Origin of the sequence: Gordonia sp. SGD-V-85 (assembly GCF_001456905.1) — a bacterium.
GTDB lineage: Bacteria > Actinomycetota > Actinomycetes > Mycobacteriales > Mycobacteriaceae > Gordonia > Gordonia hongkongensis.
The window spans coordinates 185,400-202,007 of the sequence record NZ_LNQO01000005.1 but is presented as its reverse complement, the minus strand read 5'-3'; the positions used below and the strand labels follow the sequence as shown (position 1 = coordinate 202,007).

The 16,608-nt window shown below is 67.8% G+C and carries 14 protein-coding genes and 1 pseudogene; 8 read left to right on the top strand and 7 right to left on the bottom strand.

What is annotated here, in order from left to right; genetic code table 11:
- The first annotated feature begins 103 nt into the window (after window positions 1–103).
- Window positions 104–1,012, top strand: a complete 909-nt coding sequence (gene gluQRS, locus AS181_RS07925; protein WP_058251035.1) for a tRNA glutamyl-Q(34) synthetase GluQRS — start codon at window positions 104–106, stop codon at window positions 1,010–1,012.
- A gap of 27 nt (window positions 1,013–1,039) precedes the next feature.
- Here gluQRS and AS181_RS07920 read toward each other — a convergent pair whose 3' ends face one another.
- Both AS181_RS07920 and AS181_RS07915 read right to left on the bottom strand, forming a co-directional pair.
- The gene (locus tag AS181_RS07920) at window positions 1,040–2,053 is read right to left on the bottom strand and encodes a hemolysin family protein (protein WP_058251034.1); all 1,014 of its coding nucleotides are present in this window, start codon (window positions 2,051–2,053) and stop codon (window positions 1,040–1,042) included.
- The gene (locus tag AS181_RS07915) at window positions 2,046–3,512 is read right to left on the bottom strand and encodes a hemolysin family protein (RefSeq protein WP_058251033.1); all 1,467 of its coding nucleotides are present in this window, start codon (window positions 3,510–3,512) and stop codon (window positions 2,046–2,048) included. Before AS181_RS07915 ends, AS181_RS07920 begins: the two co-directional genes overlap by 8 nt.
- Window positions 3,513–3,777: 265 nt before the next feature.
- On the opposite strand from AS181_RS07915, the pseudogene AS181_RS24525 reads away from it, so the two are divergent.
- The 4 genes and pseudogenes from AS181_RS24525 to AS181_RS07900 all read left to right on the top strand — a co-directional run bounded on the left by AS181_RS24525 (window position 3,778) and on the right by AS181_RS07900 (window position 8,295).
- Window positions 3,778–4,438: pseudogene (locus tag AS181_RS24525) on the top strand (class II aldolase/adducin family protein).
- Window positions 4,435–5,388, top strand: coding sequence for a carbohydrate kinase family protein (locus tag AS181_RS07910; protein WP_058251140.1), 954 nt, complete (start codon window positions 4,435–4,437; stop codon window positions 5,386–5,388). Before AS181_RS24525 ends, AS181_RS07910 begins: the two are co-directional and overlap by 4 nt.
- Window positions 5,389–5,437: 49 nt before the next feature.
- A complete protein-coding gene (locus AS181_RS07905; protein WP_058251032.1) occupies window positions 5,438–6,355 on the top strand; it encodes an SDR family NAD(P)-dependent oxidoreductase in 918 nt (305 codons plus the stop codon).
- A 230-nt stretch (window positions 6,356–6,585) separates the two neighbouring features.
- On the top strand, window positions 6,586–8,295 hold the full coding sequence (locus AS181_RS07900; protein ID WP_058251031.1) for an HNH endonuclease signature motif containing protein: 1,710 nt from the start codon (window positions 6,586–6,588) through the stop codon (window positions 8,293–8,295).
- Window positions 8,296–8,308: 13 nt separating this feature from the next.
- Here the strand turns inward: AS181_RS07900 and tgt are convergent, their stop codons facing one another.
- From tgt to AS181_RS07885, 4 genes are all read right to left on the bottom strand, one after another.
- Complete coding sequence (tgt, locus tag AS181_RS07895; RefSeq protein ID WP_058251139.1) at window positions 8,309–9,577, bottom strand: tRNA guanosine(34) transglycosylase Tgt; 1,269 nt, start codon at window positions 9,575–9,577, stop codon at window positions 8,309–8,311.
- Between the two features lie 243 nt (window positions 9,578–9,820).
- Complete coding sequence (locus AS181_RS25715) at window positions 9,821–9,949, bottom strand: hypothetical protein (protein ID WP_331456750.1); 129 nt, start codon at window positions 9,947–9,949, stop codon at window positions 9,821–9,823.
- Complete coding sequence (locus tag AS181_RS25710; RefSeq protein WP_058251030.1) at window positions 9,942–10,592, bottom strand: DUF1877 family protein; 651 nt, start codon at window positions 10,590–10,592, stop codon at window positions 9,942–9,944. Before AS181_RS25710 ends, AS181_RS25715 begins: the two co-directional genes overlap by 8 nt.
- A 64-nt stretch (window positions 10,593–10,656) precedes the next feature.
- On the bottom strand, window positions 10,657–11,550 hold the full coding sequence (locus AS181_RS07885; RefSeq protein ID WP_058251029.1) for an SGNH/GDSL hydrolase family protein: 894 nt from the start codon (window positions 11,548–11,550) through the stop codon (window positions 10,657–10,659).
- A 224-nt stretch (window positions 11,551–11,774) separates the two neighbouring features.
- Here AS181_RS07885 and AS181_RS07880 point away from each other — a divergent pair, with 224 nt between their 5' ends.
- Window positions 11,775–12,539: a MerR family transcriptional regulator gene (locus tag AS181_RS07880; protein ID WP_058251028.1), complete on the top strand. Its 765-nt coding sequence runs from the start codon at window positions 11,775–11,777 to the stop codon at window positions 12,537–12,539.
- Between the two features lie 46 nt (window positions 12,540–12,585).
- On the top strand, window positions 12,586–14,010 hold the full coding sequence (locus AS181_RS07875) for a glutamate decarboxylase (RefSeq protein ID WP_058251027.1): 1,425 nt from the start codon (window positions 12,586–12,588) through the stop codon (window positions 14,008–14,010).
- Window positions 14,011–14,076: 66 nt separating this feature from the next.
- Here AS181_RS07875 and AS181_RS07870 read toward each other — a convergent pair whose 3' ends face one another.
- The gene (locus AS181_RS07870; protein WP_058251026.1) at window positions 14,077–15,390 is read right to left on the bottom strand and encodes a UDP-N-acetylmuramoyl-tripeptide--D-alanyl-D-alanine ligase; all 1,314 of its coding nucleotides are present in this window, start codon (window positions 15,388–15,390) and stop codon (window positions 14,077–14,079) included.
- A gap of 69 nt (window positions 15,391–15,459) precedes the next feature.
- On the opposite strand from AS181_RS07870, the gene AS181_RS07865 reads away from it, so the two are divergent.
- Window positions 15,460–16,536 carry a D-alanine--D-alanine ligase family protein gene (locus tag AS181_RS07865; RefSeq protein WP_058251025.1) on the top strand — a complete coding sequence of 359 codons (1,077 nt, stop codon included), beginning with the start codon at window positions 15,460–15,462 and terminating at the stop codon, window positions 16,534–16,536.
- The last annotated feature ends 72 nt before the right edge of the window (window positions 16,537–16,608 follow it).

The following is a 16,608-nucleotide window of genomic DNA, read 5'->3' as shown; positions in this document are numbered from 1 at the left end:
AACGCCTACACGCCGCCGCATACCCGGCGTGTCGTCGTCCGGGCCGTTACAGGCAGACCGGCCGCAGCGCGGATTCTCATCGCCGACCGGTAATCTCGACGCGGTGTCGACGCAGCGAGCGGGCCGGTACGCGCCCTCCCCCTCCGGGGACCTCCACGTCGGCAATCTGCGGACCGCCGTGCTCGCCTGGCTCTTCGCGCGAACCACCGGCCGGCAATTCCTGATCCGGATGGAGGATCTCGACCGAGCCGTCGAGGGTGCGGATTCCCGGCAGTTGTCCGATCTCGCGGCCCTGGGCCTCGACTGGGACCCGCCCGTCGTCCACCAGACCGACCGGCTCGAGGCATACCGTGCCGTCCTCGACGACCTGCGCGACGCCGGCCGCACCTTCGAGTGTTTCTGCACCCGCCGAGAGATCCTCGACGCGCCGTCCGCACCCCATGCGCCGCAGGGCGCCTACCCGGGCACGTGCCGCGACCTCACCGCCGCCGAACGCGACGAACGCCGTGCCACCCGGCCACCCGCGATCCGGCTGCGGGCCGACGTCCGGGAGTACGGCGTCGATGACCTGCTGCACGGTCCCTACATGGGCGCGGTCGACGACTTCGTGCTGCTGCGCAACGACGGCACCCCGGCCTACAACCTGGCCGTCGTCGTCGACGATGCCGCGCAGGGCGTCGACCAGGTCGTCCGCGGGGACGATCTGTTGTCGTCGGCGCCCCGGCAGGCCTACCTGGCGGCGCTGCTCGGGAAGGCCCCACCGACGTACGCGCACGTCCCGATGGTGCTCAACGCCAACGGAATCCGGCTCAGCAAGCGGGACGGGGCGGTGACCCTGGCCGACCTCGCCGCCGCAGGGGTGGCGACGTCGACCGTGTTGTCCCGCATCGCCCATTCACTGGGGCTCGGCGGCCGGGACGAGCCCGTGCGCGCAGAGCAACTGGCGAACCGGTTCGACCCCGCCGCGCTGCCGGCCGAACCGTGGTTCCTGACGGCCGACGAGTGGACCTAGCGGCCCACCCTGCGCCCCGACCGCCTCCTACGCCGTGGTCGCCAGCAACCGCTGGAGCACGTCGTTGATGGTGATGAGTCCGACCGCGCGGCCCCCATCGGTGACGAGCGCGAGGTGGGCGCGCTGTTCCCGCATGGCGGTGAGCGTCTCGTACACCGGCTGCGCCGACTCGACGCTCAGGACCGGGCGCATGAGATCGGCCGCCGTGGTGCCGGGCGACGCGGCCAGGCTGTCGCGCACATGCACGACACCGCGGACCGGCGCCCCGGACGCATCGTCGCGCACCAGCAGCCGCAGGTGGCCCGAGGTCCGGCCGGCCGTCTGGATCTCATCGGCGTCCGCGGCCGGACCGACCACGGCCAGATGGTCGTTGGGGGTCACGACGTCGCCGACGGTCAACGACTCCAGTTCCAGGGCACTCGTCAGGTGGGCGTGGTACCGCTCGTCGAGTGTGCCCACGGTGGCCGAGTGCTCCACCAGGTGGCGGAGGGCGTCGCTGTCCTGCCCGGTCGCGACCTGGTCCACCGGCTCGACGCCGACGCGCTTGAGGCACCAGTTGGCGAGGTGGTTGAGCTGGACGATGAACGGACGGGTCACCCACATGAAGGCGCGCATCGGGATCGCGAGCATGATCGCCGACTTCTCGGGGTGGGCGATGGCCCACGACTTCGGCGCCATCTCACCGACGACGAGGTGCAGGAACGTCACGATGACGAGGGCGAGGACGAAGCCGATCACGTCGGCCGACCAGTACGGCAGACCCCACCCGGCGAACAGCGGCGTGAGCCAGTGGTGCACAGCGGGTTTCGTGACCGAACCCAGTGCGAGCGTGCACACCGTGATGCCGAGCTGCGACCCGGCGAGCAGCACCGACAGTTCTGATGCGCTGCGCAGAGCTGCGCGGGCGCTGCCGCTGGTCGCAGCCGCGTCTTCGAGCCGGTGCCGACGCGCGGCGATGAGGGCGAACTCGACCGCGACGAAGAAGGCGCTGGACGCGATCAGGGCCACGGTGACAGCCGCGACGACCCACGGGTTATCCATTGTCGCTCTCCTCTCCGTTCTCGGCCGGGTTCTTCTTCTCGCCCCGGTTCGTGTCGTCCGGGCTCTTCTCGCCCGGGTTGTTGTCGTTGTGTGCCACGCTCATCGACAGCAGAGCGGGGACGCGCTTGTCGACTTCGAGGACCGTGGCCCGCACGGTGCGGGGTGGCGCCTCGTCGTCTTCGAGCAGGGTCGACGGATCGGGATCGATCTCGATCGTCACCGTGTCCCCGACCTCCGGGAGTCCGACGAATTCGGCGATCACCAGTCCGGCCATCGTCTCGTAGTCGCCTTCGGGGAGGTCCCAGCCGACGGTCCGGGAGACCTCGTCGACGTGTGCGTCACCCCGCACGCGCCATCCCTCGGGGCTCTCCTCGATCGCGACGGTCGCCTCGGAGTCGTGTTCGTCGTCGATCTCGCCGACCAGTTCCTCGGCGATGTCCTCGGCGGTCACGACCCCGGCGAAGCCGCCGTATTCATCGATGACCACCGCCATCTCGTCATGTGCGTCCGCGAGGGTCTCCAACACCTCGGGCAGCGGGAGCGTCGAGGGCACCACCACCGCGGGACGACACAGGTCTACCGCGGTGGCCGACGAATCAGCCTGCGGCGGTTGTTTTTTCAGCGCGTAGCTCCACTCCAGGAGGTCCTGGAGGTGGATCACGCCGCTTACCTCGTCGTCACCGCCGGCCAGCACGGGGTACCGCGTGTGGCCGGTGCTCATCAGTGTCAGCACCTCACCCGCCGCCAGATCGGCGTCGACATGATCGGTGTTCGGTCGCGGGATCATCGCGTGTTCTGCGGTGCGCGTGGGGAATTCGAGCACACGGTCGAGCAGGACGGACAGCTCGTCGGGCAGGTCACCCGCGTCGCGGGACTCGGCGACGATGTGCTCGAGGTCGCGCACCGACGCCGAATGCTCGACGTCGTGCACGGGCTCGATGCGCAGCGCTCGCAGCAGCAGGTTCGACGACTTGTCGAACAATGCGATGAGCCAACCGAATACGGCCAGGTAGATCGTCGTCGAACGGGCGAGCCACCGTGCGACCGGCTCGGGCCGGGCGATGGCGAGGTTCTTGGGGAACAGCTCACCGAAGACCATCTGCACGACGGTGGAGAAGATGATCGCGATGATCGTGCCGATCGCGACACCCACGCCCACCGGGATACCCACGCCGCCGAGCAGCTCGCCGACGCCGGAACCGATCAGGGGTTCGGCCACGTAGCCGACGAGCAGGCCGGTGACAGTGATGCCCAGCTGGGCGCCGGAGAGCATGAAGGACGTGCGGCGGGTGACCGCGAGCGCGCGTCTCGCGGCGGCGTCACCGGTTTCGGCACGGGCTTTGAGGCGGGACCGGTCGACCGCCATGTAGCCGAATTCCTGGGCCACGAAGTAACCGGTGAGGGCGGTGATCAGGAAGACCACCAGGATTCCGAGTCCGATTCCGAGGAGGGTCAGCATGAGACCGTCCCGGTGTCGGGGCCGGGCGGAACACCCGGGTCATTCAATTCACAACAGGGGGCCGACTGGTGTCGTCGGCGTTTTCGGCGCTTTCCGCGTCTCATCGTCTCTCTCGCTGGTGCTCGGGTGTTTCATACCGGGTGCCGGGAGCAAAGGCATGTGCGTAAATGTCCGGTATGTGGTCCCAACGTACCGAATGCGCTCCGAGTTCCGCGACATGCCCGGCGATCCTTCTCCGCGGAGTGCGGACCGACGCATTCGGCCGATGAGCGACCCGTCGATACGCGACGAGGTCGCCGCAGCCGCTCGACGGCTGGCGGCCGAAGGTCTGCTGATCGGCACCTCCGGCAACGTGTCGGCGCGTGCGGGCGATCACGTCGCGATCACCGGAACCGGGGTCGTGCTCGCGAACTGTGCCGCGACCGACGTGACGGTGGTGTCCCTTGCCGGCGACGTCGTCGACGGGCCGATCGCGCCGTCGTCCGAGCTGGACCTGCACCTCCGCGTCTACGAGGAAACCGGCACACAGGCGATCGTCCACACCCACGCACCCTTCGGGACCGCGGTCGCCTGCGTCAGCGGACTGACCTCGTTACCGGTGCTTCACTACCAACAACTCGGCCTCGGCGGTGCCATCCCGGTCGCGCCGTACGCCACGTTCGGGAGCCCGGAGCTCGCCGGGATCGTCGCCGACGCGCTGGTCGACACCCAGGTCGCGCTGATGGCGAACCACGGTTCGGTGGCACGCGGCTCCAGCCTGGCCCACGCGGTGGAGAACGCCCTGCTGCTGGAGTGGCTCGCGACCCTCTTTCACCCGGACCAGCAGCATGGGCCGGCCTCGCGAACTCACCGAGGACCAACAGCAGTCCACTGTCGCCCAGGCGATCCGGCTGGACTACGGGACACCCAAGGAGAACCGGACGTGACACCCTCACCGCTGCTCGAACCGCCGACGATCGCAACCGTGGGCGTCCATGTGCTGGACATCCACGTCGTTGGGATCGAGTCCATCCCGGCGGGGTCCGACGGCGCGCTCGTCCAGTCCATCGGTTTCTCCGCCGCCGGTACCGCGGGCGGAACCGCGCTCGTCCTCAGTCGGCTGGGCGCCACGGTACGGACCCACGGAGCGATCGGCGACGACTCGATCGGGCGTTCGCTGACCGCACTGCTGGACGCCGAAGGCGTCGACACCGGCGGCCTGGTTGCGAAGCCCGGGATCCAGTCGTCGTCATCGGTCATACCCGTCCGACCCAACGGGGACCGTCCCGCATGGCACTGCATCGGGGCGAATGCGCAGTTCACGCTCGACGACCTGGGTGCAGACGCGCTGACCGGGCTCGACCACCTGCACCTCGGTGGCCCGGAGTTCCTGGGCGGCGCCGTCGCCGCAGAGCTCCTCGGCCGGGCGCGCGACCGCGGGATCACGACGTCGGCCGATCTGCTGTCGGCTGGCGACCCCGGCCTTCTCGAGTGGATCGCCGACGCACTTCCCCACCTCGACTACCTGCTGCCCAACGACGAGCAGACCCGGGGACTGACCGGAACTGACGACCTCACCGACGGCGCACGGGTGCTCCTGGACCGCGGTGTCGGTTGCGTGGCGCTCACCCGCGGCGCCGACGGCGCGCTGGTCGTGACCGGCGACGATGTGGTCACGGTGCCGGCGTTCGAGGTGGACGTCGTGGACACCACTGGTTGCGGCGACTCGTTCTCCGCCGGGTTCTTGACCGGCCGCCTGCGCGGGCTCGGTCTCGCCGACTCCGCCGAACTCGGTTGCGCGGTGGCCGCGCACGTCGCCCAGGGCATCGGGACCGGGGCGAACTCGTACGATCTCGCCGCGATCGAGTCCTTCCGGCAGTCCCGCGCCGCGGGCTGAGCGCGCCTCCTCTCGGTTTGGTGAACCCCGCCTCGGGTAGGCGATCACCATGACAGACAACAAGGAAATCAACGGCTCCACCGTCGTCATCGCCGGCGCGTCGAGCGGATTCGGACGCGGCGCCGCGGTGCGACTCGGAGAACTCGGCGCGAACGTCGTCGTCGCGGCGCGTCGAACCGCGGTCCTCGACGAGGTCGTCGCGGAGATCACCGGCAAGGGCGGGTCGGCGCTGGCGGTGCCCACCGATGTCAGCGATCCGCGTGCCGTCGCCCATCTCGCGTCCGCCGCGCTCGAACGGTTCGGGTCGATCGACGTGTGGGTGAACAACGTCGGCGTCGGCGCGGTCGGATACTTCTGGGACATCCCGATCGAGGACCACGCTCGCCTCGTCGACGTGAACCTGAAGGGCCTGATCTACGGCGCACATGCGGCGCTGCGCGTCTTCCGGTCGCAGGGTCGCGGCACACTCATCAACGTGGGCTCGGTCGACAGCGAGGTACCCATCGCACTCCAGAACACTTACGCCGCAACGAAAGCGGCGGTTCGGAGCCTCGGGCACTCGATCAGCGAAGAGCTGCGCATGGCCGGCGACGACGCCATCAAGGTCGGCACCATCATGCCGTGGGGCGTGGACACCCCATGGTGGGTCCACGCCGCCAACTACACCGGACACGAACCGCGGATGTCCGCGATGGACGATCCGCAGATCGTGGTCGACGCGATCGTGGCAGCCTGCACCGACCCGAAGCTGGAGCAGACGGTCGGCTACAAAGCCAAGGCCGCCAACGCTTCTCATCACCTCCTGCCCGGGATCACCGAGCGGTTCTCGGCGGCGACGGCGAAGTCCGAGACCGAGAAGGGGACGCCGGTCGAGCCGCACGCGGGTGCGATCCACGACCCCAACCCGGACAGCACCGGGGTCGCCGGCGGCATCCGCGAACGGATGGTTGCCGAGGACTCCCGCTGACACCCGTCCGCCGTCGCTCGTTGTGGTGCGCCGCCCTCTGCTGGTCGAGCACCGCCGCGGTGTCCCGCTGGTCGAGCAGCTCGACCGAGCGAAGCGAGGACGCAACGCCCGTCGAGGCCACCGAGGCGACGCGTCACTCTTGTCGGTGCGGCGTGATTCGATTGCCAGACCACCCCGAGAAATCCAGAGATCACCCTTGACTCGAACCTATATTCGAGTATCGTGGAGGTATGTCATCGGGGGCGGGGGCCGGATCCACTACATCGGTGGACCCATTACAGGAGTCGGTCGAGCCGCGCTTTCGTCCCGACCATGAACTCTCCGCATCCGAACTCGTCGAGGTCCTCAACCACTGCGCGGGCTTGGCGGCAGCGTCCGCGCATCGAATGATGGTCGTTGCCAGCCTCATTCACGATGAACGCGAGATGGACTACGCGCAGCGGCGCGCCGAGACGCACAGCGGCGAACTTGATTCGATTGAGGCCTTCGATGCCCTGTCCGCGCGAGTGGCCGCGGGTGAGAACCCCTACGAGCAGTTCGGACCGAACGGTCTCGAACAGGCCATCGCCGAAGTCGGCGCCACCCTCACCGTGACACCGGCCGAGGCGAAAGACCTCATCGAAGCCGGCGACGCACTGCGCTACCGACTCTCCTTCACCGGACACGCACTCGCGTGCGGTCGAATCGACAAGCGCCGCTTCCTCATCGCCCTCAAACGCACCGACCTCATCACCGACGACGAAGAGATGCAGACCGTCGACGCCCATCTCGCCGAGGCGATCTTCGCCCGCGCACCGATGTCGACGGCCCGGTTCACCGCCATGGTCGATTCCATCGTCACCAAGTGGGCACCCGACGCGATCCGCCGACGTAAGGAGCGCGTGAAGTGTGATCGCAAGGTGACGGTGAGCCCCGATCGGTTCACACCCGGGCAGTCCCGGATCTCCGGCACGCTGCCCACTGCTGATGCCGCCGAGTTCGACGCCCGCCTGACGGCGATGGCCACCGCGGTCCACGCCGGTGACCCTCGAAAGTTGGCCAACCGCCGAGTCGATGCTCTGAAAGCGCTCGCGCGGGGCGAAGCTTCTATCGCGTGCGAATGCGACGACTGCCGACCTGCCGCAATGGACATTGAAGCCAACACCACCGGCGACGTCGACGCAGCGACAGTGGACACCGCCGACCACACGACTGAGGCACCCGCGCGCCACTCCGGGAACGATGACACCGACACCCCGGACAGCGACACGGTTGTCGCCGACCCTCCGGGTCCGGACGCGTCGCCGTCGTCATCGCCGGCGCCGCGCGCGACCTTTCACATCGTGGTGAACCTGTCGACCCTGTTCGGTCTCGACAACGACCCCGCTTTCCTCGACCGCCACGGCATCATCGACGCCGACACCGCCCGAACACTCCTCGCCGAAGCCCGCCGCACCTACATCCATCCCGCACCCGACGCACCCGACGGTTCACCGCCTCCCGACGCGGACAGTTCGACAACGCGATACACCCCCTCGAAGAAGCTGCAGGCGCTGGTGCGCGCCGGCGAACTGTGCTGCACCTTCCCCGGCTGCAACGCCCCGGTCTGGCAGATCGATCTCGACCACACCGAACCCTTCGATCACGCCGACCCGCGTCGCGGTGGCCCGACCGATGCGCGCAACCTCAAACCGCTGTGCCGGTTCCATCACCGCATCAAGACCTTCACCAGCTGGCAGGACCACCAAGACGAACTCCAGACCGCCTGGTTCACCACACCCACCGGGCACATGTTCGTCGGCAACGCCTTCAGCGGACGCGACCTGTTCAACAAGCTCTTCCCCAGACGGTCACCCGATCACCCCGCCCGAGACAGACTCAACACCCAGCGCGACAACGACTTCCGACGCCACCAACGCGCCGAGAAGCGCTGGAACGACGCCAACCCGCCACCGTTCTGAGCAATGGTCACGCCTACCGGGGACCTCCGTAGTAACGCCGGAGGAACTCGTCGCGGTACTCGGTGTATGTGCCGTTCTCGATGGCCTGGCGGGCCCGGTCGACGAGCGTGACGATGAAGGACACGTTGTGCAGCGTCGCCAGCGTGGGGCCGAGGCCTTCCTTCGCCTTGAACAGATGATGCAGGTAGGCCCGGCTGTACTGCGAGGTGTAGTTCTCGACCTCGGGGTCGAGCGGCCGGAAGTCACTGCGATACTTGGCATTCGTGACGTTGTACCGGCCGTCGAGTGAGTAGATCGCACCGTTGCGGGCGACCCGGGTCGGCGATACGCAGTCGAAGGTGTCGACGCCGTTCTCGATGGCGGTGAAGATGTCGTCGGGTTCACTGATCCCCAAGAGGTGTTTCGGGGAGTCCTCCGGGAGTTCGTCGTTGACCCAGCCGACGATGGTGCCGAGGTTGTCCTTCTCGAGTGCTCCGCCGATGCCGTAGCCGCCGAAGCCCTTTCCGCCGGCCGCGCGGTCCGCCTCGCTCAAGGCGACGAGGTCGCGAGCGGCCTTGCGCCGCAGATCCTCGTACTGGGCGCCCTGGATGACACCCCAGAGCGACTGCTGCGGCCGGTGTGCGCGTTCGACGCTCAGCCGATTGTGTTCGGCGAGACAGCGAATCGCCCACAACCGGGTGCGCTCGAGCGAATTCACCTGGTACTCGCGAGTGTTCATCAGGGTGGTCAGCTCGTCGAAGGCAAAGATGATGTCGGCGCCCAGCTGGTGTTGGATCTGCATCGACACCTCCGGCGTGAAGCGATGCGCCGAACCGTCGAGGTGCGACTTGAAGGTCACCCCGTCGTCGTCGACCCGCGAGAGCCGTTCTTTGCCGTTGGCGGTGAGGTCGTCGTCGGGCGTGCCGGTGGCCTCCATCGAGATGACCTTCTTGAACCCCGCGCCCAGCGACATCACCTGGAAGCCGCCGCTGTCGGTGTACGTGGGCCCCCGCCAGTTCATGAACGCGCCGAGCCCGCCGGCCGCGTCGATGATCTCCGGCCCCGGCTGCAGATACAGGTGGTAGGCGTTGGCGAGCACGGCCTGGGCGCCGAGGGCGGAGACCGATTCCGGGAGGACCGTCTTCACGGTCGCCTTGGTACCGACGGGGATGAACGCGGGGGTGTGGATCTGACCATGCGGTGTGGTGATCGTCCCCGTGCGCCCACGGGTGCCGGCGAGGGTGGTGCCGACGGCGTAGGTGGGGTCGGCGACTTCGGTTCCGGTACTGCTCACGTCCAGCATCTTCGCAGGTCGGGCGCGCCCATCCCAAACCGCCGACCGACACCGGCCACCGGTGCGGTCGACGAGACCGCATTCGCTACCGTGGTGAACCATGTCGCGCAGATCTCGTCCCACCGGTCCCTCCACGAGCCGCTCTCGCCGACCGATCAGGGTCGCGGCGGCGACCCTCGGACTCGCGGCGGCGATGTCGATGCTCGTGGCCTGCGGCGCGGAACAGGACGTGACCACCGCGTCGTCGACCTCTCAGGCCGTTGCCGCGGAGTCGGGATCACCGTCCGCCGAACAACCCGCCACCTCGCCGCCGGTGGTCCCCGGTCGCAAGCCGGTGTCGACGACGACGTCGAGTGCGACCGCGTCCGACGATTCAGACACCACTTGCGGCACCATCCCGGGCCCCGACGGCGCGTTGCGAGTCATGATCCTCGCCGGCGACGTGTCCTGTGATTCGGCGCGGACCATCGCCACCCAGTACGGACCGAAGATCACCACCGGCCAGCAGCAGTCGGTGGCCGGTTGGACCTGCGCACCGTCTCAGCTCGAAGGCGTCCTCGCGGCCTGCCAGAAGGGCACCGCGGTCATCGGTTTCGCGCCGTAGTTCTTCTATGGGGCCCAGATGTTCGACAGCCCCATCGTCCCAATGGCGCATCATCGGCCACACCTCCTGGCGAGCGAGTTCTGTCGCGGTGGTGTCATCGAGCAACGTGTCGAAGGTGATGTGCGCGAGGATGTCCCGGGTGGCCACCACGTACTCGGGACTCATGTAGTTCGGGATACCTTCGCCGAAGTCGATGTTGCCGGGCACCATTCCTTGCCCTCGGACCGGGTTCACCGGCATCGCCGATCGGTCGAACATCAGCTCGAGTGCCTGATACGCCTTGTCGATGTCGGTGGAGATGGTCGGGTCGGCTTGACGGAGGCTGCTGACGAAGTCGGCGGTGTCCCGGGCCGAACCCATCATGTTGATTTCGCGCAGTTCATCGTCGCTGAGCCTGGTGTACGACCGAATGAGTCCCATGAGTACCCCCCTACCGACCAGTGAGCAGTGCCTCTACACGGCGAGCAGCCCGCACAGCGGTCCCTCACCGCAGCGCGGCCACGACCTGGTCGGCCATCGCCTTCTGGCCGCGCGCGTTGGCGTGCATCGCGGGGAAGCTGACCGCACCGAGCGTCGGCTCGACCCATCGCCGTTCGCCCGCGCAGGCGTCGTGGCCCGCGGAGACCTTGGTCATGTCGACGAAGGTCACGCGGGTGGCTGCGGCGGCGCGGCGCATGGCGTCGTTGAGGGCTTTGAAGACACGATGCAGGTATGCGGTGTCCCCGGGTGTCGTGAGCAACGACGCCGAGCAGAGCGCCGAACCCGTGGCCGGGAAGATCTGCGGATATCCGACGAGGACGACGCGTGCGCGCGGCGCTTCGCGGCCGACGAGGCGCAGGGCGTTCACGAGGTCGGGGTAGGTCGAGGATTTGATCTTGTCGACCAACGAGGTACCGAACTCGTCGCGACATGGGGTCGCTGACAACGGCGCGGCCATCCACGCCCGCTGGCAAGCCGAGGTCGAATTGCTGAACAGTCCGTTGTTGTTCGCGCCGATCGTGAGGGTGATCAAGCGGGTGGCCGGTCCGATCGCGCTGATCTGCGGTCCCTGCCACCGATACTGCGACTTGGTGAGGTCTTCGGTCGTCGCGCCCGCGCAACTGACATCGACGACCTCGGTCCCGCGTCGTTTGGCAACGAGGCTGGAGTAGTTGATCGCCGAGTTCGAGCAGAAGGTCGCCGCGCTCGTCGCCTGGGGGAACACCGATGCGCCTGCGCTGTAGCTGTCACCGAGATTCACGTATGCGTATCCGTCCGCTGCCTGGGCCCCGCCGGCCGTGACGAGTCCGGCGAGGAGAGCGAGGATGGTGGCCGCCGCCGTCAGCAGGGTTCGGATGCCGAGGCCTCGGCGGGGGCTGCGGCCATACGGCACGGACATGCGGTGACTCCAGATCGTGGTACGCGTGTTACTGGTGTTGCAGGTGATACCAACACTACCGGGCCGACGGCCCGAGATCGGTGCACACGTACCCCAGTTTCCAATCTGATACACATGTCAAGTTTCCGTGACGCCGACGGCACCGGTCGCTCCGCACACTTGACCCTCACGCGACGTCAGGCAGCAGGGTTGTCGATGTGAGCGAGGAAAAGCACACTTCCAAGGTGGACACCCGGGAGCTGACCGTCGGTGTCGTCGCCGGCATGGTCGGCGTCAGCATCCGCACGCTGCATCACTACGACCAGATCGGCCTGGTGGTGCCATCCGGTCGGACACCAGCCGGGTACCGCGTCTACGACGACACCGACGTCGAACGTCTCCACCAGGTTCTCACCTACCGTGAGCTGGGCTTTTCCCTCGAGCAGATAGCGACCCTGCTCGACGACCCCGATGTGGACCCGCTGAGTCATCTCGAGACCCAGCGCGAGATCCTCGCCGGCCGGATCGACCGCTTGCACCGGATGGTCGCGGCACTGGAGGAGATGATGAACGCCAAGAAAGATGGCATTGCCCTGTCGGCGGCCGAGCAGGCCGAGATCTTCGGGGACGACTGGACCGGCGAGGAGTACGCCGCCGAGGCGGAGGAACGCTGGGGCGACACCGTCGCCTGGAAGCAGAGCCAGAAACGGACCGCACAGTTCACCAAGGCCGACTGGCAGCGCATCAAGGCCGAGACCGACGATCTCGAACGTCGTCTCGCCGAGGCGATGCGCCGCGGGGTGACACCCGGAACCGACGAGGCGAATGCACTCGCCGAGGAGCATCGCGCGCAGATCGGTCGCTTCTACGACTGTGATCACGCCATGCAGGTCTGCCTGGCCGACATGTACGTCGCCGACCCACGCTTCACCGCACACTACGACGCGCAGGCCCCCGGCCTGGCCGTCTACCTGCGGGAGGTGATCCAGGCCAACGCTAGACAAGGGTGAAAGATCGCCACCCGCCGGTCGTCCGGGTCGGATAGGTTCGGTGTCCATGACCACCGACCCGGGCGTCCACAACAAGAGCGGTGGCGCCCGCGCCACCACCAACATCGGCGATGCGATGACCCTGCGCACCGTCTTCAACCGCGACGGCGAGGCGACCGACCTCCCCAAGTTCGCACTGGGTGACTCGATGTTGTTGCCCGACACCGCCTATCAGATCGTGCACGACGAGGCGATGCTCGACGGGAACGCCCGCCTGAACCTCGCGACCTTCGTGTCGACGTGGATGGACGACGAGGCCAAGAAGTTGTACTCGGAGACCTTCGACAAGAACATGATCGACAAGGACGAGTACCCGCAGACGGCCGCGATCGAGGACCGGTGCTGGCGCATCCTCGCCGACCTGTGGCACAACCCGGACGTCGACAACGCGATCGGTACCTCGACGATCGGCTCGTCGGAGGCCTGCATGCTCGGTGGGCTCGCGCTCAAACGGCACTGGCAGACCCGGCGCCGCGCCGAGGGCAAGTCGACCGAGAATCCCAACATCGTGCTGTCGACGGCGGTCCAGGTGTGCTGGGAGAAGTTCTGCAACTACTTCGAGGTCGAGCCAAAATGGGTACCGATCAGCCCCGACCACCTCGTCCTCGACGGTCACGAGCTCGAGAAGTACGTGGACGAGAACACGATCGGGGTCGTCGCCATCATGGGACAGACCTACACCGGGATGTACGAGCCGGTGACCGCGATCGCGGCCAAGCTCGACGAGATCCAGGCCGACACCGGGCTCGACGTCAAGATCCACATCGACGGCGCGTCGGGTGCGATGATCGCCCCCTTCTGTCAGCCGGACCTCGAATGGGACTTCCGTGTCGACCGTGTCGTCTCGATCAACACCTCAGGCCACAAGTACGGACTGGTCTATCCGGGTGTCGGCTGGATCGTGTGGCGCGACACCGACGCACTGCCCGAGAGCATGGTGTTCCACTGTTCCTACCTCGGCGGCGACATGCCGACCCTGGCACTCAACTTCTCCCGCCCCGGCGCACAGGTCCTGCTGCAGTACTACGTGTTCCTGCGGCTCGGCCGCGACGGCTTCACCCAGGTCCAGCAGGGTTCTCTCGATGTGGCGCAATGGCTTTCCGGACAGATTGCTCAGATCGACGGCCTCGAATTGGTCAGCAAGGGCGACACGATCCCGGTCTTCGCCTGGAAACTGAAGGCCGGGCACAGCGAGAACTGGAACCTCTACGACCTGTCCGACCGCCTGCGCATGAAGGGCTGGCTGGTTCCCGCATACCCGATGGCCGACGACCTCGCCGACCTGACCGTGCAGCGAATCGTCGTGCGCGCCGGGCTGAGTCACGACCTCGCCCGTGCACTCATCGCCGACATCCGGACCGAGGTCGACTTCCTCAATCGCCTGGAGAGCCCGATGCCACGCGAGGGCGACGGGTCACACTTCCACCACTGATGCCCGCCGGTTGAGCTCTCCCCCGCCGGTTGAGCCCCCCCTGCCGGTTGAGCTTGTCGAAACCCCTCAGTCCAGCAGCGCCTGCGCCACGCGCTCGAGCGCGGCGACCCGACTCCCCTTGACCAGCACTGCGGTCCCGTCGTCGAGGTCGCCGAGTTCGGCCGACACGCCGTCGACGTCGGAAACGTGCCGGGCGGTGTCACCGTAGTCGGCCTCGGCGACCGCGATGACCTCGATGCCCAGATCCCTGGCCTCCAGTGCGATCGCACGGTGCTGGTCTGGCGAGTCGGCGCCGAGTTCGGCCATTGTGCCCAGGACCGCCACCCGACGCGACGCGGGGAGTGTCGCCAGCGACCGCAGCGCAGCCGACATCGACGTCGGGTTGGCGTTGTAGGCATCGTTGAGGACCGTGACGCCTCGCGACGAGGTGGCGAGTTCCATTCGTAGACCGGACAATTCGGCGGCGAGGAACCCGTCCGCCATCGACTCGACCGGCACCCCTAGCCCGCCGGCGGCGGCCGCCGCCGCCAGCGCGTTGGGGACCTGGTGCTCGCCGCGGGCGCCCAGTCGGACCTCCGTCGAGCCCCACGGTGTGTGCAGCCGGAACGACGCGCGCAACTCGTCGTCCAGGACGATGTCGGACGCGTACACATCGACGTCCGGCGAGAGCCCGTAGCGCAGGACACGCGCCGAGGTGCGATCCGCCATCGCCGCGACGTACCGATGGTCGGCATTGAGCACCGCGATCCCGTCGGCCGGGAGCGATTCCACCAGTTCGCCTTTCGCGCGCGCGACGGACTCGATGTCACCGAACAGCTCCAGGTGCACGCCCTCGACGCGGGTGATCACGCCGACCGTCGGTTTCGCGATGGAACACAGCAGGTCGATGTGCCCGACGCCGCGGGCGCCCATCTCGAGGACCACCGCCTCCACGTCGTCGGCGGCCGCGGCGAGGGTGATCGGCAGCCCCAGCTCGTTGTTGAACGACTTCTCGCTCGCCGCGGTGCGGTAGGTGGTGCGCAGCACGCCCGCGAGCAGATCCTTGGTCGAGGTCTTGCCCACCGAGCCGGTGATGCCCACCACGCGATCGCGGACCCGGGCGCGGACCGCTCGACCGAGGTCGGCGAGGGCGAGCGCGGTGTCGGCGACGCGGATGGCGGTCCCGCCGACCGGGTCGACCCTCGAGGAGAGGTAGGCGGTGGCCCCGCCGTCGAGTGCGGACTTGATGAAATCGTGGCCGTCGCGCTCGGCGACGATCGGCACGAACAGCTGGCCCGGCCGAACACTCCGCGAGTCGATGCTCGCCCCGTCGATCTGCACGTCGGGGCCCAGCAGCTCCCCGCCCACGGCCTCCGCGACCTCGCTTGCTCTGAAATGCACGGTCTCACGCTAGCCGAGTCCCCAGCACACGCCGAGAACCCGATTGCACGGGGCCGTATCGTGACAGGCATGTCTTCTCGGCTGTTGCGTCTGGTGGTTCTCTACGGTGGCGTCTCCGCCGAGCACGATGTGTCGCGGGTCACAGCGGCTCATGTCCTGGCCGCGGCCGACCGGGCCAAATACGACCTGGTCCCCATCGGCATCGCCAAGGACGGCACGTGGTTGCGCAACGACAAGGCGATCGCCGCCATCGCCGACGGCACGCCACTCCCCGACACCCTCGAGGTCGCCGGAACCGCCGTCGACCCGCTGACCGAACTGCGTGGTCACGCGGACGAGGCCATCACGGTCGTCCTTCCCCTTCTCCATGGACCGCATGGCGAGGACGGCACCATCCAGGGGATGCTCGAGTTGTTCAAGCTGCCGTATGTGGGCGCGGGTGTGTTGTCGTCCGCGGTGTGCATGGACAAGGCGATGGCCAAGATCGTCGCCGAGCAGGCAGGCATCCCACAGTGCCGATGGGTCGAGTTCCGCGACGGTGTTGACGACCCGGAGACGATCACCGCCTGCGCGATCGACGCCCTGGGGCTCCCGGTGTTCGTCAAGCCGGCGAACCTCGGCTCGTCGGTGGGCATCACCAAGGCGCACGACGAGGCCGAACTCGACGCGGCGGTGAATCTCGCGCTCCGCTACGACAACGTGGTCATCATCGAGGAGTCCGTCACCGGGCGCGAGATCGAGGTCGCCGTTCTCGGTGACACGGCGCCCGAGACCTCGGTGCCGGGCGAGATCAAACCCGGGAGCGAGTTCTACGACTACGAGGACAAGTACGTCACCGGCGCCGCCCAGCTGGTCATTCCCGCTGCGGTGTCCGACGCGGCGGCCGTCGAGGTCCGCGAGCTCGCGGCGAGGACGTTCACCGCGATGCGCTGCACCGGCATGGCCCGCGTCGACTTCTTCTACGAGGAGTCCGGCCGTGGCTGGCTGCTGAACGAGGTCAACACCATCCCGGGGTTCACCCCGGGATCGATGTACCCCAAGCTGTGGGAGGCGACCGGCGTGCCCTATCCGGACCTGATCGATCAGCTCGTCACGTTCGCGCTCGAGGTGCACCGCCGTCGCACGGGGTTCTCCACCGAGCACTGAGCGCGGCGCACGCTCGTGACGCCGATCTGCAGACGCGCGCATGTTCCAGGGCTCGGCGAGGGTGCCGGGTTG

Bases quoted from the DNA above. Each gene is read 5' to 3' on its own strand.
- AS181_RS07865 (WP_058251025.1), top strand. From the start codon at position 15,460: ATGTCTTCTCGGCTGTTGCGTCTGGTGGTTCTCTACGGTGGCGTCTCC.
- AS181_RS25710 (WP_058251030.1), bottom strand. From the start codon at position 10,592: ATGGGACTCATTCGGTCGTACACCAGGCTCAGCGACGATGAACTGCGC.
- AS181_RS07920 (WP_058251034.1), bottom strand. From the start codon at position 2,053: ATGGATAACCCGTGGGTCGTCGCGGCTGTCACCGTGGCCCTGATCGCG.
- AS181_RS07885 (WP_058251029.1), bottom strand. From the start codon at position 11,550: ATGTCCGTGCCGTATGGCCGCAGCCCCCGCCGAGGCCTCGGCATCCGA.
- AS181_RS07900 (WP_058251031.1), top strand. From the start codon at position 6,586: ATGTCATCGGGGGCGGGGGCCGGATCCACTACATCGGTGGACCCATTA.
- AS181_RS07915 (WP_058251033.1), bottom strand. From the start codon at position 3,512: ATGCTGACCCTCCTCGGAATCGGACTCGGAATCCTGGTGGTCTTCCTG.
- AS181_RS07875 (WP_058251027.1), top strand. From the start codon at position 12,586: ATGACCACCGACCCGGGCGTCCACAACAAGAGCGGTGGCGCCCGCGCC.
- AS181_RS07905 (WP_058251032.1), top strand. From the start codon at position 5,438: ATGACAGACAACAAGGAAATCAACGGCTCCACCGTCGTCATCGCCGGC.
- tgt (WP_058251139.1), bottom strand. From the start codon at position 9,577: ATGCTGGACGTGAGCAGTACCGGAACCGAAGTCGCCGACCCCACCTAC.